This is a genomic window from Aureisphaera galaxeae, assembly GCF_028561275.1.
Classification (GTDB): Bacteria; Bacteroidota; Bacteroidia; order Flavobacteriales; family Flavobacteriaceae; genus Aureisphaera; species Aureisphaera galaxeae.
Map to the genome: position 1 here is coordinate 911,686 of NZ_JAQQTF010000004.1, position 26,408 is coordinate 938,093.

Genomic DNA, 26,408 nt, shown 5'->3' on the forward strand with positions numbered 1-26,408 from the left:
TTCCTCACTTTATCACACCTTCGCCAACCATTTCAGTAAATATTCTGTTTGAATAGGATCTATTAAGATAATCGGTTCCGAGTACAACAAAGGCGTTCGTTCTGCATACTTTTCGCGGAGTTTATGATTGATTTTCCGAAATAATAAGGATTTAGAAATCGCCTTTAAATGGTATACTCCCGTATCAGTGATCTTATCTCCTTCATTGATTTTATAGATTGCTTCCCCACTAATCAACGCATTGGCGATTAAGTGTTCATCCAACAGAAAATCAGCGACTTCCTGTAGTAATTCTCGGTCTTCGGAAACAACTTGTAGTGACATCATAGTGTAAGGTTTTGTTGATTCAAAATTATCGAATCGACACCCATACACTCATAAAAATTAGTTAAACTTTTATATATTGATAGTATTACTATTAAATTTGTTTTCAAATCAACTAAACAATGGACAGATTAGGAATTCAGATTACCATTAACCCACTACTCTACTCAAAGGATCCTGAGTCTTCAGAGTTAGGTCGTAGAATTGTTTCCAAAAGCATCGAAATGATGGCCGAAATGGGCTTCGAGACTTTCACATTCAAGAAACTAGGAGTCGCTATCGGTTCCAACGAAAGTTCCATTTATCGCTATTTCGACAGCAAGCACACCCTCCTTATCTATCTTGTAAATTGGTATTGGAGCTGGATGGAGTATCATCTCGTTTTTATGACGCATAGCATGACAAGCCCTGTGGAAAAACTCCGTACGGCCATAGAAATGCTTACCAAGAGGGTTACTCAGGATCAAAAGTTTTCCTATATCGACGAGGTCCTCCTATATAAGATCATCATAGCCGAATCGAGCAAGGCCTACCTTACCAAAGATGTGGATGCTGAGAATGAAAAAGGCTTCTATAAAACCTACAAACGAGTTGTGCAGCGTGTGAGCGAAATGGTATTGGAGATAAACCCTTCTTTCGAGTTTCCACATATGCTTATATCTACCGTAATCGAAGGTTCCCATCACCAGCGATATTTCTCCGAACACCTCCCCTCACTTACCGATTTTGAAGAAGGGAAAAACAATGTAGTTCGATTCTACACGGACTTGGTTTTTAAAACAATCTCATAACAAATACTGGCTATGGAAAACGGCACTATGACCCCCTGGCAACGCTTCGTGGGGCTCTTAAAACTGGATAGAAGGGATATTCGGCAAATTATATTTTACGCCATCTTCGCAGGTCTGGTAGCACTCTCATTACCCTTAGGAATTCAAGCGATTATCAACCTCATACAGGGGGCGCAGTTAAGTACGTCTTGGATTGTGCTAGTGATTCTAGTTACTATTGGCGTGGGCTTTCAAGGTGGATTACAATTGATGCAAATTCGCATTCTGGAAAATATTCAACAGAAGATATTCATGCGTAGTTCGTTTGAATTCGCCTATCGTTTTCCCAAAATAAAAATGAGCGAAATCCGAAGCTATTACCCTCCAGAGCTGGCCAATCGCTTTTTCGATACGCTCACCGTACAAAAAGGGTTGTCTAAAGTATTAATTGATTTCCCTGCCGCGGCCTTGCAGATCATCTTCGGACTGTTGCTCCTATCCTTCTATCACCCGTTTTTTATCATTTACGGAATACTATTGGTAGCGCTCATTTACTTTCTATTCCGATACACCGCAAAACGCGGGTTGGCAACGAGTTTGGCCGAAAGCAAGGCCAAGTATAAGGTGGCGCATTGGATTCAGGAAATTGCCCGATCCTTGGTAAGCTTCAAGCTTTCCGGCAAGACCCATTTGGCTATGCAGCGTAACGACGAGCATACCGCCACTTATCTGGACGCTCGGGAAAGCCATTTTAAAGTACTGCTACTTCAATTTTCCCAAATGATCGGGTTTAAGGTTCTGGTGACGGCAGGTCTACTGCTTATTGGTGGACTATTGGTCATTAACCAACAAATGAATATAGGTCAGTTTGTAGCGGCCGAAATAATCATACTATTACTCATAGGTTCAGTTGAAAAGCTTATCACGGGGCTAGAAACCTTTTATGACATCCTAACCTCCTTAGAAAAGATTGGACAGGTAGTAGACAAGGATTTGGAACCCCAACAAGGGCTAGATCCGTTATCACATTCAGACTCCTTAACCATAGAGCTTAGGGACGTAGACTATATAACACCAGAAGGGAAAACGATCCTTAAGGACATTTCCATAAGCTTTACTTCTAAAGAACGAATTGTATTGTCGGGAGGATCTGGATCCGGGAAGACTACCTTGCTCAAAATGCTATCAGGGCTTATCATGCCTACCAGTGGAAGTTTCTACATTAATGACAATGCTATTGAAGGGGTGCATACCAATGCCTTCCGATCGGTCGTAGGTCAGGTATTGCCAGAACAGCTTCCTTTTGAAGGCACCATCATGGAAAATATCACCTTGAATGATCCCAGTATCACCATGGAACGATTGAATGAAGTGATTCATGCCGTGGGATTGATGGACTTTGTGAAAGATCAGTACAAAGGACTGCATACTATGATGTACCCGGAAGGGCAACAGATACCCCATACCATTTCTAAACGTATTGTGTTGGCACGGGCAATCATTAATGAACCCAAATTACTGCTGCTCAAGGACCCTTTGGAATATTTTGAACAAGAGGAAGTAGAAAGAATTATTAACTATCTCATTGCCCCTGGACATCCTTGGACCCTAATTGTATCCAGTAGAAATCCACTTTGGAAAACCAAATGTAATCGCACCTTTTTATTGAAGGATAAAACACTTTATAACAAGTAATAAGATGCTGAACATAACCCATAATAATGTAAATAAACAGGTAACCCTTAAGGGATATAAAGCCTTTTCTAAGGCTCATAAACCCGATCACTACCCATACTTCAATAGGTTTTTGATCGCGTTTTCTGTGATCGCAGTTGTTATCCTGTTCCTTCCATGGACCCAAAACGTAACGGGGAATGGTTATGTAACCACGCTGACACCAGATCAACGACCGCAGACCATCCAATCCCCTATTCCCGGGCGGATTGAACAATGGTATGTACGCGAAGGTGACTTTGTTCAGAAAGGGGATACCATACTGCATATTTCAGAAATAAAAACGGAATATCAGGATCCCAATTTGGTAGATCGTACCCTTCAACAACAAGAAGCCAAAACACGTTCGGTAGGTTCTTATGAAGAAAAGATCAATGCTTTAGACAATCAGATAGGAGCTTTGGGACGTGAACGTGGATTGAAGCTAGAACAGGCAAGGAATAAAGTGCGCCAGACCGAATTGAAAGTGGTTTCGGACAGTATTGACCTGGAAGCGGTTCGAACCAATTATAAAATTGCAGAACGTCAATACGAGCGTACGGTTCAATTGCAAGAAGAAGGTTTGAAGGCCATTACCGATGTAGAAACCAAGCGATTGAAGCAGCAGGAAATGCAGGCTAAACTTATTTCGCAAGAGAATAAGTTAATGACCAGTCGTAACCAATTGATCAATGCACAAGTAGAAGTAAGCCGAATCACAGCGGAGTATGCCGATAAGATTGCCAAAGCTCAAAGTGAGCGAGCCACGGCCGCTTCATCCAAATTTGAAACGGAGGCAGAAGTTGCTAAACTAGAGAATCAGACAACCAATTATCGTATTCGGAGTTCCATGTATTATGTCACGGCTCCACAAAGTGGATTCATCAATAAAGCATTGCGAGCTGGAATTGGGGAAACCTTTAAGGAAGGTGAAAAACTAGTCAGTATTATGCCTGCAGAATACGACCTGGCCGTTGAGACCTACGTAGAACCATTAGACCTTCCCCTACTCCATTTGGGAGAAAAGGTGCGTATTCAGTTCGATGGATGGCCCGCTATCTTCTTCCGTGGGTGGCCCAATGCTTCCTATGGAACCTTTGGAGGTGAGATTGTTGCTATTGAAACCTTCATTAGTGACAATGGAAAATTCAGGGTACTTATCGCTCCGGATGAAACGGAAGGGGTTTGGCCTGAAAATGTGCGTGTCGGATCGGGGGCCTTCACTATGGCACTTTTGGACGATGTTCCTATTGGATACGAAGTTTGGCGAAAACTGAACGGATTTCCACCCAACTATTATGTTCCCGAAAACAATAAAGAAACCTCCAAATTGGATAAGAAATGATGCGTTTCGTACAGCACCTACTATTACTGATTTTTTTGGCTTCTTCATTACCCGTATTGACACAAAGTCAATCCAATGTCTTGTCGTATGAAGAATACATTGGCTATTTAAAGGAGCACCACCCTATTATGAAACAGGCGAATCTTCGTCTCACCGAAGGTGAGGCCACTTTGTTGAAAGCACGTGGTGGTTTCGATCCTAAGATTGAAGTGGATTATGACCGCAAGGAATTCAAAGGGACAGAATATTGGGACATCCTGAATACTACCTTCAAAATACCGACATGGTACGGATTGGAATTCAGGGCTGGTTTTGAACAGAATACTGGCAACTTTTTGAATCGACAATTGTCCGGAACCGAAGATGGATTGTACAGTGCTGGGGTTTCTTTGGACCTAGGAAAAGGATTCGTCATCAATGAACGAATGGCCAATTTGAAGAAGGCAAAGTTCTTTAGGGAGCAAACCAAAGCCGACAGGGATGTACTACTTAACAATCTCATCTTTGAAGCCACCAAAGCTTATTTGGATTGGATGGAAGCCTACAACGAAGAACGCATTTATGATTCCTTTTTAAACAATGCCCTACAACGATTTGAAGGTGTGAAAGTGCGTGTTAATGCAGGTGATATTGCGGCCATAGATAGTACTGAAGCACGTATAACCTACCGAAACCGATTGCTTAATTTAGAGGCTGCCCGCCTAAAACGATTGCAAAAAGCTTTGAAGGCCAGTACATTTCTGTGGTTGGAGGATGTGCCTTTGGAAATTCAAGAGAATGTAATTCCCGAAATGCCATCCATGGAACTTTTAGAGACTTCTTTGAATCTTATAAATACTGAAGATATAGATGCCCTTATCGCTAGTCATCCGAAACTGCGTAGCATGGACGAAAAAATTAAAGGACTGGAAGTAGATCGTTCCCTGAAACGTAACAAGTTACTACCTACACTACGCTTGGAATACAATTTCCTTACAGAAGAAACCGATAATCTCAATACCATTAATACCGGCGAATATAAAGGAGGGCTTACCTTTCGATTGCCCTTGTTCTTGCGAAAGGAACGTGGGGATGTTCGCTTGGCGAATGTGAAATTAAACGGTGCCAATTTGGATAGAATGAATACTTCCTTGGTGCTTCAGAATAAGATCGTAGCTGCCAATCAAGAAGTGTCCTCCTTAGAGAGACAGCGGACATTGATTACCGATATCGTTACCGATTACAGGACTTTGGTCAGCGCCGAAGAACGGAAGTTCGAATTGGGCGAAAGCTCACTCTTTCTTATTAATTCCAGAGAGCAGAAACTTATAGAAGCTAGTTTAAAAGAGAATAATCTTCAAATTAAATCCTTGAAAGCGTTGGCCAAACTGTATAATGCTATAGGCATTTCAATATAAAAGTGAGGACCCAATCATAGTAGGTCCTCACCTTTCAATTTGTTTTATTTCTTAAAGATTCTTTTGAAAGAAAGTGCTGGTTTTTTGAACCGCCAAGCTTACTTCCGCTTCTTGATCGTAAAAAGCGAACTGATGCATGGGAGAATCCAAGTCGGTCGGTACCCAAACCAATTCTTTGTTACCTGATGGAATGGTTTCGAAGTACTTCTTGGTATAATCTGGTAATACACAACCATCGCTATGTACCATGAATACCGGTTTATTAAGATTTTTGGCCGATGGAAACGGATCCAATGTTAACCAATCTTCCCAAGTAGCTACAGCAAACTGATCGGCGTTCCATTGGGGAATGGCCCCTCGATTAGGGTTTAAATAGTAATCGAATTCCCCGTACATGGCCGCCGTTTCATCGGTAGTGGAAATGGTCTTGATATAGGTGAATTCTCCTGTTTCTGCATACTTCTTTTTGGCTTTCCTTGCCATTTCAATCTTGTTTTGAACTCCTTCTTCCCCGCCGTAAAACCATTTTACGGCTTCCGCATCGTGTAACCAGGAAGCGGTCGTGGCCACAGCTTTAATATCATCATTCTCTGCCGCAGCCATCAAAGTATACATGGAGCCTGCGCAGACACCAAAAGCTCCAATGTTCGTATTATCTACCTCTGGCAATGTCTTTATGTATTCAATGGCATTATTAATGTCTTGGATTTTCATTTCAGGATTTTCCCAAGATCTTGGCACCCCTTCACTTTCACCAAAATTTCTAAAGTCGAATGCAAGAGTAATGAAACCATTTTGAGCAAAGCGTTCCGCATATAGTCCTGCCATTTGTTCCTTTACCGTGGTCCAACTTCCGGAGCATACAATAGTTGGGTATTGCTTTCCTTCTTCGTAATTGGCAGGATAGTATAAATTCCCTACGATATTTAATCCTTCGCTTTTAAAATTTACTTTTTTCATCTTATTGTCTGTTAGTTTAATTTGATCCAACAATCCGAAGCCCTTGGCAGCGACTATGGGATTGAATATTTCTACATATTCTGTAATCTCACCTTCCGTATTGAACTTGAAAGTGGAATAATATTCGTTACTGTATACTCCTGCTCCATCTTTCAGTTTTATATTCCCTGTATATTGAACAAAGACCATCGTCGGATCTTCCATCGCATGGATTTGCTCAATGGGAAAGTTCATTCCATCAAAGTTTGGAAATACAGGTGTCCAATAGGCTCGTATGCCTTCTTTTCCGTTGGCTCCTTTCGGAAAGATATCCGAATGGTATGGATTGATATGTTTGGCATCTTCAGCAAATAGAGCCACCAAATCGTCTACGCTTTCATCTTCAAGAGCTTTGAAAAATGCTTTCACCGATGCCTTGTTCTTTGTTGCTATTTCGTTATTCATAATTAATTGATTCGCTTGCTTTTCTTCCCATCCTGAACATGCGAAAAGCAGCATGCTTAATGTTATAAGGATTCCTTTTTTCATCTTATTTATTCTTTACATTTTCAATGGCCTTTTCAACCAATTTTCCATTTCCGTCCTGGTATTTGTAATGAAAGGTCATAGCGCTAATCTTCCAATCGTTTTCTATTTTTTTCAAGTCGAAATCATAACTACCCACTACGGTCCATAGACTTCCATTTTCATCTTCTAGGTAATGCGTGGCGGTTCCGTAACAGGAAGATTTCGCTTCATCTTCATCTACTTTGGTTATAAAGTTTCCTATCTGGTGGTGTGTATGGGAGAAACCGGGCAGCACTGTTTTCCATGCAGTAGTGATCTCCTTCGGTGTTACTTCGGCAGCTGTGTTCCCCGTCATCGAGGAGTAATCCAATAGTACTTTCGAAGCAAATTGGGCTTCCACTCCATTCCAATCTCTATTGTCCGAGCCAACAAACAATTTTGTAACGGTCTCTTGTATTCTGCTTGTTTCATCCATAGTCATCGCTGTTTTTTGTGGATTCTGACATCCCAATAGGAATATCATCATCATTGTCACTGTTTTCATCATTCATTGTGTTTTACAGTGCAAAGATGCGATCGCCTTACTCGAAAGGGATTATGGAATCAAACCAAGAAGTATAAAAATCAAAGATGTTGGGTTTTCCGAAAGGAATTTGGGGTCTGATTTGTGTTTTTCTTGAAAAAACTGCTGAAGTTGTTAGGGGCTTCGAAGTGTAAAGAATAAGCAATCTCTTTTACGCTCATATCGGTTTGCAGTAGTCGTGATTTTGCCAAACGCAAGATGTGTTTGTTAATGTGCGCCTTCGCGGTATGTCCTGTGATCTGCTTTACGATGGCATTTAAGTGATTGGGGTGTACAGCTAACAATTCGGCATAATAGCTAGGAGAATGCGTCTTTTTTGAAAAAGTATCCGAATTATAAAAACTGGTTTCTATAGCGGTTTGAAATCGGGATAGTAAATGAATGTCCGCCTTTCGAAATTCTTCTAAGGCTTCTTCTTTATTGGTTTGTGCATTGAAAAACCGTTTTACGAAGTTCAGTAAAACCAATACCTGAGCCTCGATAATAGCCAAAGAATCTTCTTTCAGAGTTCTGTTTTCTTCATAAATGGCTTCGTAAACAGAGAGCAATTTTGAAACTTCCTTGGATTTCACCTCGAAGGGGATGGATCTGTCGATCTTCAAAAAGGGAAACTCCATAAGCAATTGTTGTAGATGCTTGGATTGGGTAATAAATTCCTTCGAAAAGATAAGGTAGTACCCTTCCCAATCGGGCAATATATCCCATGAAATGATTTGAAAGGGTGAATTGAAAAACACAGTGGCGCCATCAGGAAAATTGGTATGGTGTCCGGATATTGCCTTCCCCGATCCCTCTACCTTGATGGCAATGGCAAAGAACTCGTGTTTAAATGGCTCCATATTGGCCACAACAGTAGGCATGTTCTCTTCAAAACTCCGAATATCGAAATAGGGTTGCTTGGGAGGAGCAATCTGGATCGCCTTACAATAGTCCTCTATGGTCTTGAAGTGTTGCACATATCAAATCTACATTTTCTTTTTTAGTAAAGATATTTCGCTTATTGGATTCTATGCAACTGATGACATTTTTGAAGTGTTTCGATGTATTGGAAACGATACTAACTAATACACCATACCATGAAATGTTTAACCCATATTTTGATCATTTGTACGTTACTTATCGTTACTCCCCTGTCCGCCCAAGAGGATACATCCTCCGGCAGTTTCTTTAGCGGATGGGAATTTGGAGCCAAAGCAGGCATTAACCTTTCCAATATGTATGGCGACGTTGGGGATAATTCCTTCCTCTTTTTTGCCAATGCCGGTGCAGTAATTGACAAAAAGGTAATCGATCCATGGAGCTTGAGCGTAGAACCCCATGTGTCAGGGGAAGGACAGAACCTAAATGAAGGCTACGAACGAGTCATATACTTGAATCTCCCTTTCCTCGTTAAGTATCAAGTTGCTGAACCTTTGAGTATAGATGGTGGAATCCATATGGGTGTTAAGATTGCTGAGCGAACAAAATTCTCTAATGGAGATACCAAAAATAGAAACCGTTTTAAGAGAATTGCTCCTGGATTCACTGCTGGTGTTACTTATGACGTTACTCAAGATTGGTTTGTACAATTCAGGACTAATTTAAAACTCTCTGACGTGATTAGATACGATGCCGGTGATACCGAAGGTTCTACGATACTTGCTTTTCAATTCTCTGTAGGTCGATGGTTTAACTAAACGTGTCTATCGATTATCATCAGATCGGATTTTTACCATGGTCTTGATCAAATAATGATCGGATAAGTATGTATCGTGAGCCAAGGGACTCGCGGCGCGCAAAATGTATTGCCTGCTATACCAGAATGCCTTTCTCTCTTCAGATTGGGGAATAAAAATCCTATCAAAAGGTGCTTCGTTTCCACGAACGAAAGTAGGGATGTCATCCTCGTTTAAATCCTCGAAACCACCCTTAACAAATGCTTGTATGGCCTCTTCGCTTCTGGATTTACAATTCGTATCTCCTAGAATAACAATGTCTTTATCATTCAATTTGTCTACTACATTTCCAATATTATCAATCAAAGTTTCAGCCTCATATTTTCTCTTCAGAATTACTTCGTGCCTTCTCCCTACATTCGATTTCATATGAATAGGGATCACCACCAAATCGGTTTTGCCAGGTTCTGTAGCGAACTTAACCGCATGCGGAGTTCGATCCCATAACCCCAAGCGCTTGCCTTCATGCATCACATGAGTTTTTACAGGAATCTTATAGGTCTCCTCCTTGGTCACCCGAGCTGTGTTCCATGCAACCCCGCACAGCTGACTTTTATCACCAGCATTCTTATTCGGGAATATCTCGTATTCCCAAGAATTACCTGTGTGTTCTTCAATCAAGTCTAAGGCCTTCCTTAAATGTCTGTTCTCCATGTTGGTGGAATCGGTAATATATAGTTCTTGCAATGCTAGAATATCTACGCCCGAAAGTTCAATATGCTCTGCCAATGCGTACTCATTCTCATCATTATCATCGGTAGACTTGCCATAGTGTTCTATATTCCAACATCCTACATTTAAATATCTCGAATTCATAGTTCCATGTTTTAATAATTAAAAAATACACCCGGCTTAAAAGAACCGTACTGTTTGATCATCGAATGAATAAGCCATCTTCTTGGTCTCCATAATATCTAGACAAGCACTTAACTCTCCAATAGAATTGAATTTTAGTTCTTCTTTTAGCTCCTTTTGTTTGAAGTATAGGTTGATGAGGTAAATCTGTGCGGATTCATTGATCACGGCATCATAGGAAGTTACCATCGCTTCGGCTTGTGTCGGTACCGCAATCTGTTTTACCGATTTCCTTGCATTAACACGTCCTTCACCTATAGGTTTATTTTGATCTGAATAATGGGGATCTACAGTTTGTTGCAGCAGTTTCATGAGGGCAGTTCTCTTTATGTCCGGTTCCATAGATTTAATAAGTGCGGCCAAACCCGCTACATGTGGACAAGCCATAGAAGTACCACTTTTTACGGAATACATATTGCCCCCATGCTGCAAGGATTTAATGGAAACACCGGGAGCAGAAACATCGACCTTAGTGCCGAAGTTAGAGAAAGAAGCGCGAGAATCACGTCGGTTCACAGCAGCGACTGAAATGACACGCGTATTACCGGCTGCCATATCTGGCGTCACTTTCATATTGGCATTTCCCGCCGCAAAAAGAGTGATTACCCCTTTTCTATCGGCATACTCGATCGCATCCCTTACACTTTGTGATCTACCAGGACCCCAACTGTTATTGATGATATGGGCGCCATTGTCTACGGCATATTTAATACATCGTGAAAGGTTTAAACTGGAGCCACCCGATGGGGAAAGCCCTTTAACCGCCATAATCTTTGCCTTAGGCGCTACTCCAACAATGCCGATGGAATTATTTCCCGTAGCGGCTATAGTCCCAGCCACATGGGTGCCATGACCATCATCGTCCATGGGATCTGGAGTATTGTTTACAAAATTATACCCAAACTCTCCGTTTGCATTGGTCCACATATTAGACTGTATGTCGGGATGATTGTAGTCTACACCGCTGTCTACCACCGCCACTATGACGTTTTCTCCTTCTGTTTTTTTCCATGCGGTAAGGCATTCCAACTTTTGTAAACCATATAAGTCATTGAATAAGGGATCGTTCGGAATCTCCCCATCCATAACCACTTCTTCCTTATAGTTTATCTCATCCAATTCGGCATAATGAACCATATCATGGTCATTGAGATACTTTATAAGTTCTTCTACATCGATTCCGTTGGGTAAGTCGAGCTCAAAAGTGTTATACAGCCTTTTTTCATAGTTAGGCATTTCTTTGAGTATCTGAGTCAGCAATTCTTCATCGGAAAATCCAGTTAGGGAATTAACAGCGTTCCGCTCGTTCATGAATTCCTTCATTTTATCAGATAGATCGTACAGTCTTTTTATTCCTATTTGTTGCTGATTGGAAGCAGGAAGGTTGGGTAAGATGTCATTGATATTTACATCTTCTTTTATAGAACAGATTACTTTAGAATTCATGGCTTAGATTTTTGAAATTGATAGGGTAAATATCTATTTCAATCATAAGCACAGGAATACCCAATACAGGGTATATTTATCAATACCAACTTCTTTGAGTTTTTGAAAACATGTTGAAAACTACGGTTTTACCGTAGCGGTTTATGGGTTTTATTCCTTACTTTTATAGAACACTTCCCCATCGATTCGGTCCTTACCCAATTGATTTTTTAGTTCTAGTTATTATACCCAATGAATCTTATGTCATATTGTATATGACTATGATTCTGTCTTATTCATATGAAAATTTTAAAGTGGATACTTTTTGTGCCCGATAAAACAAATATTGACAGAACCCATTCATTCGGATATAGCCGAAAAGAATTATGACGATTTCACTTTTCGCCCCCCTCGCCCATCAGATGCCGCCAACATACATCATTTGGTGAGCGCTTCTGGAGTATTGGATATAAATTCTACCTACTGCTATATGCTAATGGGTGCGCATTATGCACAAACATGTACAGTGGTCGAAGATGGAGAAAAGATGATCGGAGCGCTATGCGGATATATTCCTCCAGAAAAGGAAGATACCTTGTTCGTTTGGCAAATCACTACCGACAAGCAGTACAGGCGATTAGGTGTTGCTGAAGCCATGATCGAAAGTATCATCGCTAGGTTATCTCCTACGGCTAAGTTTCTTGAAGCCACAGTATGTCCTGGAAACCAAGGTTCCCTTGCTTTTTTTGAAGCCTTTGCGGCTAAGCGAAGTACCACTGTGGTGAAATCGCTCCTATTTCCTGCATCCCTATTTAGGGAAGCATCCCATGAAGACGAATATTTATTAAGGATAGGTCCCTTATGAAAAAGGAAGCACAATCAAATATAGAAGCCAAAGCGGCCAAGACCATGCAAAAACTGGTTGGCCAGAGTATGGAAAGGGAGTACAATCCCTACAAAGATTTTAATTGGTCCGAATCCCTTCCAAACGATCAAGTATGGATGAGTCCAGAGCTTTTGTCCATTTATAAGGTAATTCCTTTTGATACTATAGACGACACTCAATTCATGGCTCTTTGTAAATGGGAGAGTCTTAATTTTTACAGTATCAATGTTCATGGGATACGGGAGTTATTAACTGCTGTACTTCAATACATATATCAACCAGGCTTTGAGGAATATTCGGATTATTTAAATCACTTTTTGGGTGAAGAAAATGAGCATATGTGGTTTTTTGCCCAATTCTGTCTTCGCTACGGAGGAGAGATTATGCCGTATAAACGATTCCGATTCGATTCATCCTACCCTGCCGAAATCCAACGGTTCATCACCTTTTCACAGATTCTGATTTTCGAAGAGATCGGGCATTACTACAATAAATATATGATGAAGGACAGTCGGTTACCTGAGATTGTACAAAGTATAAACCGCGTGCACTACGAGGATGAGAGTCGGCATATTAGTATGGGGAAAGTATTGACCGAAGTATTCTACAATGAACTTTTGCAGAAGCATTCCAAAAAAGATATGAAGAAAATTGAAGCATATCTGGTTCGGTACATTCAATTTAGTTTGGAAGGTTTCTATAACCCCACTTGTTATCGCAATGCGGGATTTAAGGAACCCCTCAAACTCAGGAACCGTTTACTCGAACATCCTGAGCGGAAAGCTTTTCATAGAACGGTTTTAAAGCATACCCTTCACTTTTTTGAAGACAGGCTAGGGTTTACAGCAACTATAAATATTTAAGGCATGCTAACATTAACGCATCAAAAAACACTAGATACCCTAAAGACTTGGTTACTTCAATTGGATGCCAATGAAGGCGTTGAAGACATTTCTCCAAATGAAGACCTTATAGACGGTGGCCTTATCGATTCGCTAGAATTTGTGAGCTTTTTAATGCTAATAGAGGATCTAAGGGGAGCCGAAATTACTTCCTTCGAAATGGAATTGGATAAGTTTAGAACCCTCAACTCAATCATTAAAAACTTCTTCTAAATGGAAACGCAATTATCAATTTCCGAAGAAAAAAGTCAAGTGTTAGACGAGGCATTATTGCTGGTAAATGAGGCAGATAAAACACTCATGGATTTACTGGAGCAGTGTTTCCTTGTTTGGGGGAAGAAAATGAAAACTGTAGAAATAAGCTTCCCTCCCATTATCTCTATAAAAGACTTGGAGACGATCAACTATTTTGAAGATCACCCAACGCAGGCCGTTTTCCTATCGGCTATACCTTCTTACACGAATCCATCCGAGGGTAGTTATGCAAACAACGCGGAGCCATTACAATACGCCCTAAACCCAGCAGCGTGCTATCACGCCTATATATCGCAACGGGATCAGGAAATTGATGAAATGGTCCGGATTTCGACACAGACAAAATGTTTCCGAAATCAGCCTCCCTATTCGTCCACAGGACGTATGTTCACATTTACACAGCGAAAATTTGTGTTCATGGGCGGTTCTCAAGAAGTACGGAATGCTCTCAAATCCTCCGAAAAATTCGTGTATGAGCTGGGAACAGCATTGGGATTGGAGTTAGGAGAACAGCCATCGCAAGCCCCGAACTATATAGAAGATCCAAAATTGGGTAAGGTAAAAGCCTTGTTTTTGGCTGACAAAGAATTCATGTATAAATCTTTCCCAGCATTATGCCATACCAATTTTCATCGTAATTATTTCTGTAAACGGTTAAACGTAAAACTATCCAACGGAAGATACGCCTTTGCTGGTTGCTTGGGAGTCATCCCAGAATACTGGCTGCTTAGCCTAAAGGACAAGTATGGCTCCGATATGACCACCATTACTCAATTGTTAAATAACTATCTCAATATTAATGCTCAATAATATGAACGAAGCAACAAACTATCAGGAAAAAGACCTTGTAAGATTCGAAGATTTATTCGAAAATGCACTTATCGGACTCCATATCGTAGGAGGCGATGGTATTATAAAAAGAGCCAATAAGGCAGATTATACGCCGATTGGTCTAGAAAACGACCCTGCAAGCTATATTGGCAAACACATTGCTCAATTTCATTCCGAACAGGCTGTCATTGAGGATATGCTGGATCGATTAATACACGATCGTCCTCTGGTGAGTTACAAGGCAAATCTTAAGTCTGTTGAGGGAGATGCCGTTCCCGTGGCGATTTATTCCAACTCATTAATGGATGGAAGTGACTTTGTAAATACACGCTGTTTTACAAAACCTGTTGCGGAGTCCATTCAGGATTTTTCAGAAAAACAAAAAGCAAACCCTGTCAACGTTAATGATCTCCTTGCTGGCTTGAACGAGGATGAAAAAAAACGCCGCTTTACCGAACTGGAGGATTTCTTCATGCAGGGAAGTATTCCCGTTCATATAGTAGGTCCCGACGGTACTATTCTTTGGGCCAACCAAGCAGAACTGAAGTCCATGGGATATGAAGATGCACCAGAAGAGTACATTGGCCAGCCCATTATGAAGTTTCATGCAGATCAGGCAGTCATCGAAGAAATGCTTACCCGACTGTTGGATAATCGCCCCTTGGTGAATTTCAGCGCGAAGTTGGTGCGTAAAGATGGAACTACTTTCCCGGTGAGTATTTGTTCCAATTCAAGGATGGAAAATGGTGAGTTTATTAATACCCGATGCTTTACCTATCCTTTGGATACGACGACTGAAACATCTACGACAAATGGATTTGTATGGCCGAGAAATGAAGATATACAGGCATGAAATTAGCTACAGCGAGCCATACCAAACAAGAATTCTGGAAACAGACCATGACCTACATTGTGGGTCGCAAAAAAGTTGAGGAGTTTTTGGGTTTTTTAGTAGAGAGTAGCAAAATACTCATGAGCGATACGAGCTTCTACGATACATTCCCAAAGTTAGGTGAAATCGCAGTCCCTTATTTAGGGGATTGGTTTAGTATCGACTTGTTCTTTGGACCGGGAAGGGTTCAAAACGTGACTGAACAGCATATGGCGGGGCTCGACCCAGCTATGAATATAAAAATTGGTGAGGCCTTTAGACCGTATACGCAAAAGGATGCTGGAGGCAAACGGAGCATAGTGGCTTCAAAAACACCAAGAATTTATAAGACAACTCCTCAAAATACAAATGAGGGGCCTGAATCTATTCTATCCAATTTAGGGGTGCGGTCGGCACTTATTGTACCCTTAGTGTTACCCAGTGGTTGCATTGGAACCATGGAGATATTGTCGCTCGAAAGCAGTGAAGAACGTCTTTATGGACCTGCAGAGATGGCATTGGCCGAAGAATTGGGAAGAAGGGTGAGCCTGGCGGTAGAACGCAGTGTATTATACCATGAAAATCAAAGATTTAAAAACGAGAAAGCCAGAAAAATTTCAACCTTCTACAAAGAAGGTCACAATACATACAATCATAGTTATAAAATTTAAAACTAAGCAATATGAGTAAGCAAGATTTAGGACAAAAAGTCCCAGGAGCTGACAACACCTATGCAAAAACCTTGAGTCAAGGGGCAGATATGGAAGTGCAGCGAGTTACGATTTTAAATGGAGGAAATATTCCTCTACACTCCCACCCATTTGGGCAATCCTATGTAGTTATTGCAGGAGAAGGTGCGATAGTTACACCTAGTGGAAAGTCTGCGGTTGGACCAGGTGCAGCGGGATACTTTAAGCCCGAAGAACCACATGGATGGGAAAGCGAAGGAGGCGAACTGGTTTTTGTTTCTTCCTCGGCAAGTGAAGATGGAATCTACGAGGCCAATGAGGTTTCTGGGGGAAAATGGAACATTCACTACCATAGCTAAAAAGGCGTCCGAAACCACAGATTTTCTTCCTGTTCACCTGCAATTTGAAAAGGTAACCTTTTCCCATCCGGATAAAGTTGCCCTTATTGATGGTGCTGGGAAGGCTATGTCCTATGCACAGCTGCTGGAACAAGTTTATCATTTAAGTGCTCTCTTACTTGATAAAGGGGTAAAGAAAGGCGATGTAGTAGCCTTTCGAAGCTCTCATAATTCAAATCTAATCGTAGGCATACTAGGTATTCTAGGCGCAGGTGGCGTAATGCTTCCCATTTCTCTAGAGATGCCTAATGAAATGGTATCAGCACAACTCGAAGATTGCAAGGTTCGGTTTATTCTTACTGAAAATGGAGCAGTATCTCCAGAAACCAAGGGCTTCGTCCAAATTCAGATGAATGTACCATTTACCCCTGTAAATGGCTCGTTCAAATTACTTTCAGGTAAGCACGCCTATATCATTTACACCTCAGGATCTAGTGGGAAACCCAAAGGGGTCAGGGTTTCCCATATGGGTATTGCCAATCTATGTCATTGGTATCGGGAATTCTGCCATATCGGGCCATCGAGCAGGACCTTGATCATGATTCCGTTTACTTCCGATGCAATGTATAAAAACATTTTCGGCACCCTCTGTTCCGGGGGAACCCTTGTCATGAGTGATAAGGCAGGATACCATCCTTTACGCATTTTAAAGCGAATTCAAGATGAACAAATAACCCACATTAATTGTGTTCCAAGAGCCATTTATCAAGTATTATATCTGGCAAGTCGAAATGAATACAAAGGGCTAAATTCTTTAAAGGCCTTGATTTTGGGAGGAGAAACCATAAATCCCGCGCATTTGGCCGATTGGTTTCAGAAAAAAGAATCCTCCTGCTCTCTATATAATATGTACGGCCCTACGGAATGCACCGATATCTCCATCGCTACCCAACTAAAGCATTCACAATTAACGGCTGGGACATCTATTCCAATAGGTAAACCCATACAGGGTATGAAAGCATATATCGTAAATGACGATGGGGTATTACATCCTAATGGAAGGAAAGGTGAACTCTGGATTTCCGGTGTTGGTGTTACCCATGGCTATATCAATAATCATATACTAACTGCTCATAATTTCATCCCGGATCCATTTTCAGAAAAGGAAACGGTGTATAAAACTGGAGATTTATGTTCCCGGGATGAGAATGGCAATATATATTTTCATGGTAGAATCGACCGACAGATCAAAATTAAGGGATTCAGGGTAGAACTGGAAGAAATAGAATTTCGGTTGAAAGAGGTTCAAGGCGTATTACAGGCTGTCGTACTTCCAACGAAAGCGAACGGAGAAATAGACAAGTTGAAAGCATTTGTCGTTATGGAAGATGAACTTAAAATGGACGTTGTGAGGCTTCAAATCCATTTGATGAAATACCTACCCAAGTATATGATTCCGAACATAATAGTACAAATAGATAGTATCCCCATCGCTTCCAATGGAAAAACCGATTTTAAACAATTGGCGATGAATTAGGTGTATGGCACGCAGTATTAATGTTGTCTTAGAGGCATTCCCATCCCCTCCAATTCCTTATTTTTAGGCTTTATTACGATCCATTGGAGAGTCTACAGCACATCATAGATCAGATACCCATTCGCCACGATCTGGCTTCGCACATTATGTTTTTGGGAATTGTACAGGCGTACTTTCTAAGTTTAGTCATTTTTGTGCGCTCTAAGGCAGGATCGGCCATTCGCATTTTTGGTTGGGCATTGCTCATTCAAGCCATCGTTTGTACGGACACCTATCTCTGCTATACGGGGCTTATGAAATATACCCTACATGCAAATGATTCCACGGAACCTTTGGTACTGCTTATCGTACCTTCCATCTATTTCTTTACATATGCCTTGTTAGAGCGTAAACCGATACGCTTAAAAACACACTGGATGCACTTTTTGCTGCCAGTACTATACATGCTCACTCAGATTGGATATTATACGAGTCCTTTGGAAGTCAAGCTCAATGCCTACCTAGATGCCTATCATGATGCTATCCCTATGGTAGCCGTCCCCGAAGGTACTACCTATAAATATCAATTAATTAAAAGTGAATTCCGCTGGTTGATCCTTATTAGCGTTTCAGTTTATATAGTGCTCTGCATTTTACTCCTTGTGAAAAAGCGAAAAACAATAAAACCTGCTACCCAAAAGGTGAAGGTCGATAAATATGTATTTACCCGGAACTCGGTCTTATCCCTCGTTCTGCTGCTTGGGGTATTGCTCTTCATCTTTCTGCGTTACGACGACGATGCAGGGGATCATTACATTGTGATTTTTATGGCTGCACTCACCTTTGTAAGTTCAGTATTCATTCTTTCAGAATCACGGTTCTTCGAGAATTCTTGGATCGCCGATAAATATGAAACCCTTACTTCTAATGGGGTGGACTTTGTAGACATTGAAACGTATTTGCAGGAGGGACTTTCCTTTCTCTCTTCAGAAATGTCCCTAAAATCCTTGGCTTCACATTTGGATGTAAATGCCAATGCTGTTTCCAAAATCATCAACACAGAAACAGGATATAATTTCAACGATTATATCAATCAGAAGCGTATCGAAGTGGCCAAAGGTAAGCTGTTGGATTCCCAGTATGCTCATCTAACGGTCGAGGCCATTGGACAATCGGTAGGTTTCAATTCTAAATCTACTTTCTACAATGCCTTCAAAAAACATGTGGGCATATCCCCTACCCAATTTATGAAGCAAAATAAGGGATAAAACTCTCCAATTTCTCCACTATTGTAATTCCGAACGGATGTGAGCCCTTAAAATTAGGCAGTTTACGACGCACATCTCAATTTTGTCGAAAAATAATTCATCATGCAAAAAACAATTAGAAGACACGATTTAGACTGGTTACGGGTACTGGTATTTGGACTATTAATTTTATATCATGTAGGGATGTTCTTTGTTCCTTGGGACTGGCATATCAAGAACAATATAATCTATGATTGGTTACGTTGGCCGATGATCTTTTTAAATCAGTGGCGCCTTCCCATCTTATTTGTTATATCTGGAATGGGAACATATTTCGCACTATCAAAAAGGAATCTGGGGCAATTCAATTTAGAGCGTTATCTGCGTTTGGGAGTTCCTTTGTTATTCGGAATGTTGATCATTGTTCCTCCACAGGTATACTTTGAGCGATTAACAACGGGCGAATTTGTAGGATCCTATTGGGAGTACTATACTACGGCTTCTTTTGCCGGAGGTCCTTATCCAGAAGGGAATATCACCTGGCACCACTTATGGTTTTTACCTTATCTATTTCTCTTTTCTTTGGTTTTATCTCCTCTATTCATCTATTTGAAACGAAACAAAACACGTTTTGTAGAATGGATCAAAAAAGTAATTTCGAAACCTTTCGGTTTCTATATTTTTATCATTCCACTTTTTTTGGTTGAAGTATTTGTTGAACCCTTCTTCCCTACTACCCACGCTCTTATTGGCGATTGGTTTACGATCTCGTTTTATATTATTTTGTTTTTCTATGGCTTTGTGCTGATTGCCACAGGAAATGTCTTTTGGGAATCTTTAGAGCGCATTAAAAAGAAAGCCTTGATCTTAGGAATCATTTCATTTACACTTTTAATCCTTAGATGGTTATTTATTGAAGCCGATGATTGGCCTCAACATTTAGGAGAAGGCGCCTTGAAGATTATTAATCTTTGGTCGTGGATACTGGTATTGTTTGGTTATGCAGCACAATATCTCAATAAACCCAGTCGTCAATTAAGTTATGCGAATCGCGCGGTGTATCCTTTTTATATCCTACACCAAACGATTACTATTGCCTTGGGCTTTTATCTTATGAATTTGGAATGGAATTTCTTTATCAAGGCAGGGCTCATGACCTTAGGTACCTTCTTGATCAGCTGGATGATTTATGATCTTATTATTCTGAGAATTCCATTATTACACCCAGTCTTTGGATTGAAAAAACAGAAAAAGACACCTCCAAATAGTTAGAGGATCAATTATGCAGAGGACGTCTAATAAAGAAGCCCGTAAACAAAACACTTACGGGCTTACTGTTCTAACTACTTCGGTTTCGATATACCGTTCTTAAGGTTCTAATGCAAAAGCTGCGCTTCTATGGGCATCACGTTTCACTCGGCTCCATCCATTTGTAGCCATAGTATAGACATTAAGGTTTTGCCCAAACGCGGCTTTTCCTTCCCCATCGTCATAGCATTCACCCAATAATTCGGAAGGTGTAAAATTCTTGCTGTAGATACCTCCGCTCAAGGTATAACCCATAGCGCTATCTATTACCATTCCGTGCGCATTGGCATTGCCTACACCTCCGCAGGTTCCTTTTACCACACCAAAGCTGAACACCGCAAAATCATTAGGGTGCGTAGCTTCAAAAGTGATCTCAAGGGTAGCTTCTATACCATTGGGTTTGTAGTTTACAAAACCACAGCAGTCTAGGGATGCTGGCGAACCATTTACATTGATAGTAAAGATGTCGGCATCACAACTTTCGTTGTCAAATCGCATCAACATATTGTAAGCATCCGCAGTTCCCCCAGAAATTACATTTCCTGTCGGATCTTCCAAGTACTGATCCGGTGCATTACGACTTAAACCTGCATTGTTATGCTGCGGAATCTTAAAGGTATCCCTTGGGATATTGCTCAGAAGATTTCCAGCTTGATCAAACAGCTCCAATTTAAATTCATACAATCCATCTCCACCCAAGGTGGTAGAATCGAATGCAATGGTTCTCATATTGTATGTTTGTTCGTGCCAAAGCGGACTGTCCTCGGGGACATTAAATGGCGCCATCGTTGGTTGCTGTGGTGGGATGATATATAGATTGTCATTCCCTCCTACACTAAATGGTCCCAATTTCACACTGTTGGCTCCGATCTGTACATCATTGTTCGAGTCCAAAAATTGAAAATCGTATCCCTTGTGTACGGCTCCTCCTGTAGGTGGAACTGGCTTATAGGAATCCCCAACTGGTGTAAGATCTGCATCGGTTTTCTTACGATAACTCCATCTGTAGTAGTAGATTCCGTTGTTTGGCAAATCACTACCAAAGCCCATATATATGGAAGGAGTTCCTCCAAAGGGTCGCTTGTAATCATCTACCGTAGTTGTCATAGGCCACACATCTCCAAAGGCCGATGCGTCAGTTAAACCAATACGATCGTACGGTACCGTTTGACCCGGCGGTGGCAACAACACACTATCCTGTTCTATATGGGAAACACTGGTACCTTTACTAATGGTTCTTACGAATACCAATTCGCCCCCAATACCACAGTCACAGCAACAATCTGCTGGTACCCGTGGATCGGTAATCTGAATGTTAATATCGCTACCACAATTATAATTCCAGTAGGTATAACATGGAATTGGTGGTTTATATACAGTGGTCCACTCTCCATTGATGAAGTATTCTACCCAAATGTAGATATCCGGCTTATCTCCAAAACAATTATAGGTAATTGTAGTATCGAATCTACCATTGGCATTGGTTTTTACAACAGCCAACTCCTTACACTTATAGAAGTAGGGCCACCACCATGGCCAAAGGCAGAACCAAGGATGAAATACCGCATAATTAGCCACTATGGTTTCCCGAATGGTATTAAGGTTTCCTGTGGCTAAATTTTGTTTGATTGCAGTACTTAATTCCGGAAGTTGTTCGGTGACCTTAGCTCTTTTTTCCTCTACTGAAAGTGTATCGAACATATTTTCGACAGGAGGTGGTGTTGAGGTTGAAAGGGCCATGCGTTCAAAGGGCGGTGGATCGGGAATGGGCCTTGGTATAGGTCTAATTCTCTCCGGTTTTAAAATGGCTTCAGGAACTCTTGCGATAATATGATCCGGAATTTTACGGATCCAAAAGATAATGGGATCTACTTCACAAATATGTACCCTTGCATTACATACTGGTTTGTTTTCCCATACATTGCCCATGTTTACCCATTTGGACAATTTACCTTTTACACGACATTTACAGTAAAGCCAGAACTGTGTAAGGAATTCTGGAATGGGAGCTACGCGTACGATGCTATCGTCTTGAAGCGCAGTCATTATGGGTTCATAGGCCTTGTAATTGTCCATCTCCTCCAAATTGGTAACAGCTAGGATTCGCTTGTCGGTGGTTGGTGCTACAAAAAGCCTTAGGTCCTCGGTGCGCTGTACGCGCTGATCTTTACTTAAGTCGAAGACGAGTTCTAGATCTTTTGCAAACTGACGCTGCAACAATCTTCCGCGACAGTCGAATAGAAACCCCACGAGGTCCAATTCTACTTGTGGGAGCTGTTCGTACGACAGTTGAACTTTGAATCGCAAAGGTGGATTCTTAGATTTTTTTTCCATGATTGTGGTTTTAAGTTTATCGCTTACTCTTTTCTTCTGAAGTGGATTTTCGGCTTCCTCCATGTTGTTCTACTACGTATACAAGCAGTGCCCATACATAGCATTCATGCTACATACGCGCTTTTTTGGGCTGATACGATATAGTTGTTCGGCCTAACACACGAAAGAATTCTGAAGATGGAGGAGATAAGGTGATGAGTAGATAAGAGATGGCTAGTAGATTCGTAATCTTATCTATAGAAACCTTTTAAAACGTTTCATAAACTCCTTTTACATACCCAAATAGTAAGCGGGTTTAGGTATTGTGCTGTTAGGTTAATACAAATATAAGAAACTGAATATCAGATATTAAGGAGTATTGACCTTATTTTAATATAGGAAAAACCCTTTTTGGGTATATCACTATTATTTTTTGTGGTAGATGTACTTTTTAATGACAAAACACCTTAAAACTTGCTCCTAAGGACCCTATGGCAGCAAGCGTGTTTTTAAGAATAAGTGCGGCCTGTATTACTTCGGCATTCGGATTATCTTTCGTTAATTCCTTAATAAAACGATCCTTCGAAAAGGAACCTCCGATAACGGCCCAAACCTCTTTTTGAGCGTTGGGATTCAGTTTAAGGGCTTCAATGGCATCCCAGGCCTTGTCGTCCGTATAACCCGTTGTATTACGCCGAATCCTATTCCTTATTTTGAAGTCGATCCCCTGTTTTTCATTTTTGTATTGCCAAGAATATTCTTTCGCCCATCGATCAAGGTGTTTGGGTTTCTTGGTATCGAACATGGATATGTATTGAATATTCTTAATGGCTTGATTACAAACTTCACTCACCTGAGTGGCTCCGTAACCTTGGGTAGCCTGTGTTGGTTTGTTGCCCTTCCCTTTTGCGTGAATGAAAATAAGCCGGTTATCATCGGTAATTGCTATGAAGTCCGCGCACTCGGTGCCCATATCATCGCACACCAATAGATCTATTTTCGTACCGAAATGTTTTGCTAGTTCGGTTTTTTCGCCGAACGTATCAATTAGGTTGAAAATGGACTTCTCTTGCCACGAATTATCATCTTTTCCATTTTTAATCCCTTTTTCGGAAGTACACCAGCTCAAGGCATCTATTCCATGAATGATCTTTTTTAAGGTAAAATTTCGTTCATTCAGTTGACGTCCATAACGCAAGGAGGTTTTGTAGAAAAAACCATTAGCATATAAGTAATGCTTCTCGGTTAAAATTCGGAAGGCTTGATGTTCATTCAGCTGTCGAATTATACTGGAAGTTTGAGAATTAGCCCTATCATGTATAATGGCGTTTAGTTCCAGCTGTGGTGCTTTCAGCATGAACTTCTTCACTTCCTTGTCGAAAGCTATTTCGATTCGATATTCTGTCTCATTTAGTCTAAGCTTGAAAAAATAAATGCCCTTATACTTCTTGATAGGCAAACATTTATCTTCGATGTCATAAATGGAAACTCCTTCTTTCTGTTCTTCAATATCAAATAAGTCCAAAAGGATATTTCTAGGAACTTCATCAATTACATTCAACTTTTCATTGGCGTACCTATCAAAAGTTGTCACAGGAACATTGTTAACGTCTGAAATTCGATCTATTAAGTAATCCAACCAGGCGAGGTATTCATTCAATGAAACGTACTTAGATTCGGATTGGGTAATCCTACCATTTTTAAAACCCACATAGGTACGTAATTGCACGGTTCCATCCCCTTCAGGCTCTCGTTTGTAATTTTTATAGGTCTTCTTACCAATATACGATCCGAAGGCAGATGTTATGTAATGCGTGAAGTCGTTAAGAAAGGGAGTCGATTTCTCGATAGAAGGTGCCTGAAAACTATGCGACCGCAATTCACGTGATCCCATGGCAGAATTATTAAGCGAAACACGGATAAGATTGGTCTTATCATCTTCCGAAAAAATACGTTTTAGGCGTTTGGGGTTTACCCCCATTCCGATACCCAATAGACTTTTACCCAATGGAACTTTCCCAGAACTGGTGTAATAGGCGATGTACTCAGGAAAGGCTTTTATAAGAATTACATCATTTGAGATTACGGGAAAATAACGCTCCTTTAGAAACCCTGAATTTGAAATGGAAATATAGAGGTATATCCGTGTATTGGAGTCTATATGATAACTGGAGTAAATTCTATCATCCTCCCTGAGTTGCTTTTCTATTCCATTTATACAATACCGGTCAAGGTTAAAATTATTCAGGCGCTCAAAAAAATTCACTTTTAAAGGTAGTTGAACTACATTATTTATTTCCAAAGGAGATATGAGGCTGAAAGTTTCCATATTTAATTTAGAACGGAACCTGCCCTCCAGATACATTTGATCCGGCATATTTTCATTAATAAGCTCGAAAGCGTTTTCCACAAAACTCTTTTGGTTATATCCTTCATCTTCTGCATACAAAAACCCCTTCCATTCCGATAGGTAATTCTCATCTGTATAATTGAATACAAAAGCTCTTTCTTCCTTCCTTTCAGGATTTCTAATAATTCTTCCTATTTGCTGTACCAGTGATCTTGTATTACGCAAGGGTTCATATACCGCAAGGACACGAAAAGAGGGGTCATCAATACCTTCCAACAGTTTGTATTGGTGGATCCAAACTACGGGGGCATTGGGACGCTGTGGATCTTCGGGTACTTTCCTTACTAATCTATCTTTGAGACTTTCATCTTTTAGAGCGTCAACAAATCCTGAGTCGAAAGCCTCATGTATCGCTATGAAATCCACTTTCAGTGCCTGCAGGGTTTTTGCCATTTCCATTATGGAATAGCGATTATCGCAATTGATGATAATCTTATTCTTATTGGAAAGTTCATCCCCTATTTTCACTTTATAATGATCGATAACATCCATTACAAATGCCTCTGCAGAATCCGCTTTTCCGAGATCGAAAATCTCAATATGTCGTATATACCCCTTGTTTACAATCTTATTATAAGACGCTATATACGAAAGGTCCCAATCTATATCGAAACTTTTAAGGTCGTTACGGAATGGGGTTGCGGTAAATATGATGCGCGGCACGTTAAAGGCCCTAATAGTGTGACTCCATGAAGTAGCGGGTTCGTAATGGCCTTCATCAAAAATTACAAGGGATACGTTATCCAATAATTTTTGGTATTCTTCCTTGTGTTTACTGGCTACTTGTATCTTTTGAATGGTACAAACCAGTACAAATGGGGTTCCTTTGGGGTTTTCTTTGAGGTAATGATCCAGTGGTTTGGAATAATCGCAGACCTTTCTTTCGCTGATGTCTACGTCTATTTTCTGGAAAAAGTTCTTCGAGTTCGCTGAAATGGAAGTATCCGATCTATCCCCTATCTGATTTCTTATCTGTGTGGAAACAGCAACCCTAGGGCTAACGACCAGTATTGCACCTTTTATCTTCGTACATCGCGCAAGCGCTGCTATAATAGCTGTTTTTCCACTTCCAGTAGGCATGGCTACTAGGGCGGATTCATCGGTTACGTCATTCGTGTAAGCTTCAACATAATCAAAAACCCGTTCGGTTGCCTCCTGTTGAAAATCCCAAAGTTCGTTATATACGGCGGTATAGTCTTTAGATTTTATGGTATTTCTTGGCATGTCTTATTTGAGGAGTTTATTGTT

23 protein-coding genes are annotated in these 26,408 nt (G+C 40.7%); 15 read left to right on the plus strand and 8 right to left on the minus strand.

Translation table 11 applies throughout. The features are described 5' to 3' along the window. Positions 1–12: 12 nt before the first annotated feature. Positions 13–327 carry a hypothetical protein gene (locus POV27_RS09445; RefSeq protein ID WP_272862506.1) on the minus strand — a complete coding sequence of 105 codons (315 nt, stop codon included), beginning with the start codon at positions 325–327 and terminating at the stop codon, positions 13–15. Between the two features lie 119 nt (positions 328–446). On the opposite strand from POV27_RS09445, the gene POV27_RS09450 reads away from it, so the two are divergent. The 4 genes from POV27_RS09450 to POV27_RS09465 are packed head-to-tail and all read left to right on the plus strand — an operon-like array spanning position 447 to position 5,549. After that, entirely contained in the window at positions 447–1,115 is a 669-nt protein-coding gene (locus POV27_RS09450; RefSeq protein WP_272862507.1) for a TetR/AcrR family transcriptional regulator, read from the plus strand. Positions 1,116–1,127: 12 nt separating this feature from the next. Next, positions 1,128–2,789, plus strand: a complete 1,662-nt coding sequence (locus POV27_RS09455) for a peptidase domain-containing ABC transporter (RefSeq protein WP_272862508.1) — start codon at positions 1,128–1,130, stop codon at positions 2,787–2,789. A 4-nt stretch (positions 2,790–2,793) separates the two neighbouring features. Beyond that, positions 2,794–4,152 carry an HlyD family secretion protein gene (locus tag POV27_RS09460; RefSeq protein WP_272862509.1) on the plus strand — a complete coding sequence of 453 codons (1,359 nt, stop codon included), beginning with the start codon at positions 2,794–2,796 and terminating at the stop codon, positions 4,150–4,152. Then, positions 4,149–5,549 carry a TolC family protein gene (locus POV27_RS09465; RefSeq protein ID WP_272862510.1) on the plus strand — a complete coding sequence of 467 codons (1,401 nt, stop codon included), beginning with the start codon at positions 4,149–4,151 and terminating at the stop codon, positions 5,547–5,549. The genes POV27_RS09460 and POV27_RS09465 overlap by 4 nt, the downstream gene beginning before the upstream one ends. Positions 5,550–5,600: 51 nt before the next feature. On the opposite strand, the gene POV27_RS09470 is transcribed toward POV27_RS09465, so the two are convergent. From POV27_RS09470 to POV27_RS09480, 3 genes are all read right to left on the minus strand, one after another. Beyond that, a complete protein-coding gene (locus POV27_RS09470; protein WP_272862511.1) occupies positions 5,601–7,037 on the minus strand; it encodes an alpha/beta fold hydrolase in 1,437 nt (478 codons plus the stop codon). A 1-nt stretch (position 7,038) separates the two neighbouring features. Continuing rightward, complete coding sequence (locus tag POV27_RS09475; RefSeq protein ID WP_272862512.1) at positions 7,039–7,563, minus strand: nuclear transport factor 2 family protein; 525 nt, start codon at positions 7,561–7,563, stop codon at positions 7,039–7,041. 77 nt (positions 7,564–7,640) lie between these two features. Further along, positions 7,641–8,555, minus strand: coding sequence for a helix-turn-helix transcriptional regulator (locus POV27_RS09480; RefSeq protein WP_272862513.1), 915 nt, complete (start codon positions 8,553–8,555; stop codon positions 7,641–7,643). Between the two features lie 120 nt (positions 8,556–8,675). Between POV27_RS09480 and POV27_RS09485 the strand changes: the two genes are divergently transcribed. Further along, complete coding sequence (locus tag POV27_RS09485; protein WP_272862514.1) at positions 8,676–9,275, plus strand: porin family protein; 600 nt, start codon at positions 8,676–8,678, stop codon at positions 9,273–9,275. Positions 9,276–9,281: 6 nt separating this feature from the next. Here POV27_RS09485 and POV27_RS09490 read toward each other — a convergent pair whose 3' ends face one another. Together POV27_RS09490 and POV27_RS09495 are read right to left on the minus strand one after the other, a co-directional pair. Further along, positions 9,282–10,130, minus strand: coding sequence for an endonuclease/exonuclease/phosphatase family protein (locus POV27_RS09490; protein WP_272862515.1), 849 nt, complete (start codon positions 10,128–10,130; stop codon positions 9,282–9,284). 36 nt (positions 10,131–10,166) lie between these two features. Then, entirely contained in the window at positions 10,167–11,615 is a 1,449-nt protein-coding gene (locus tag POV27_RS09495) for a S8 family peptidase (protein WP_272862516.1), read from the minus strand. 325 nt (positions 11,616–11,940) lie between these two features. Between POV27_RS09495 and ectA the strand changes: the two genes are divergently transcribed. The 10 genes from ectA (at position 11,941) to POV27_RS09545 (ending at position 20,401) form a co-directional block, all read left to right on the plus strand. Beyond that, on the plus strand, positions 11,941–12,459 hold the full coding sequence (gene ectA / locus POV27_RS09500; RefSeq protein WP_272862517.1) for a diaminobutyrate acetyltransferase: 519 nt from the start codon (positions 11,941–11,943) through the stop codon (positions 12,457–12,459). Further along, complete coding sequence (locus tag POV27_RS09505; protein WP_272862518.1) at positions 12,456–13,343, plus strand: diiron oxygenase; 888 nt, start codon at positions 12,456–12,458, stop codon at positions 13,341–13,343. Before ectA ends, POV27_RS09505 begins: the two co-directional genes overlap by 4 nt. A gap of 3 nt (positions 13,344–13,346) precedes the next feature. Beyond that, positions 13,347–13,595 (plus strand): phosphopantetheine-binding protein, encoded by a 249-nt coding sequence (locus POV27_RS09510; RefSeq protein ID WP_272862519.1) that lies wholly within the window; start codon positions 13,347–13,349, stop codon positions 13,593–13,595. Continuing rightward, entirely contained in the window at positions 13,596–14,447 is an 852-nt protein-coding gene (locus tag POV27_RS09515; protein ID WP_272862520.1) for a class-II aminoacyl-tRNA synthetase family protein, read from the plus strand. A gap of 1 nt (position 14,448) precedes the next feature. Then, positions 14,449–15,321, plus strand: a complete 873-nt coding sequence (locus POV27_RS09520; protein WP_272862521.1) for a PAS domain-containing protein — start codon at positions 14,449–14,451, stop codon at positions 15,319–15,321. Then, on the plus strand, positions 15,318–16,010 hold the full coding sequence (locus POV27_RS09525) for a GAF domain-containing protein (protein ID WP_272862522.1): 693 nt from the start codon (positions 15,318–15,320) through the stop codon (positions 16,008–16,010). The genes POV27_RS09520 and POV27_RS09525 overlap by 4 nt, the downstream gene beginning before the upstream one ends. 11 nt (positions 16,011–16,021) lie before the next feature. Then, positions 16,022–16,387: a cupin domain-containing protein gene (locus tag POV27_RS09530; protein ID WP_272862523.1), complete on the plus strand. Its 366-nt coding sequence runs from the start codon at positions 16,022–16,024 to the stop codon at positions 16,385–16,387. Then, on the plus strand, positions 16,344–17,903 hold the full coding sequence (locus POV27_RS09535; RefSeq protein WP_272862524.1) for an amino acid adenylation domain-containing protein: 1,560 nt from the start codon (positions 16,344–16,346) through the stop codon (positions 17,901–17,903). Before POV27_RS09530 ends, POV27_RS09535 begins: the two co-directional genes overlap by 44 nt. Before the next feature lie 83 nt (positions 17,904–17,986). Then, positions 17,987–19,150, plus strand: a complete 1,164-nt coding sequence (locus tag POV27_RS09540) for a helix-turn-helix domain-containing protein (protein ID WP_272862525.1) — start codon at positions 17,987–17,989, stop codon at positions 19,148–19,150. A gap of 102 nt (positions 19,151–19,252) precedes the next feature. Then, complete coding sequence (locus POV27_RS09545; RefSeq protein ID WP_272862526.1) at positions 19,253–20,401, plus strand: acyltransferase family protein; 1,149 nt, start codon at positions 19,253–19,255, stop codon at positions 20,399–20,401. 96 nt (positions 20,402–20,497) lie between these two features. On the opposite strand, the gene POV27_RS09550 is transcribed toward POV27_RS09545, so the two are convergent. Continuing rightward, positions 20,498–22,771 carry a hypothetical protein gene (locus tag POV27_RS09550; RefSeq protein WP_272862527.1) on the minus strand — a complete coding sequence of 758 codons (2,274 nt, stop codon included), beginning with the start codon at positions 22,769–22,771 and terminating at the stop codon, positions 20,498–20,500. Between the two features lie 430 nt (positions 22,772–23,201). Next, on the minus strand, positions 23,202–26,384 hold the full coding sequence (locus POV27_RS09555) for a DEAD/DEAH box helicase (RefSeq protein ID WP_272862528.1): 3,183 nt from the start codon (positions 26,382–26,384) through the stop codon (positions 23,202–23,204). Between the last annotated feature and the right edge of the window lie 24 nt (positions 26,385–26,408).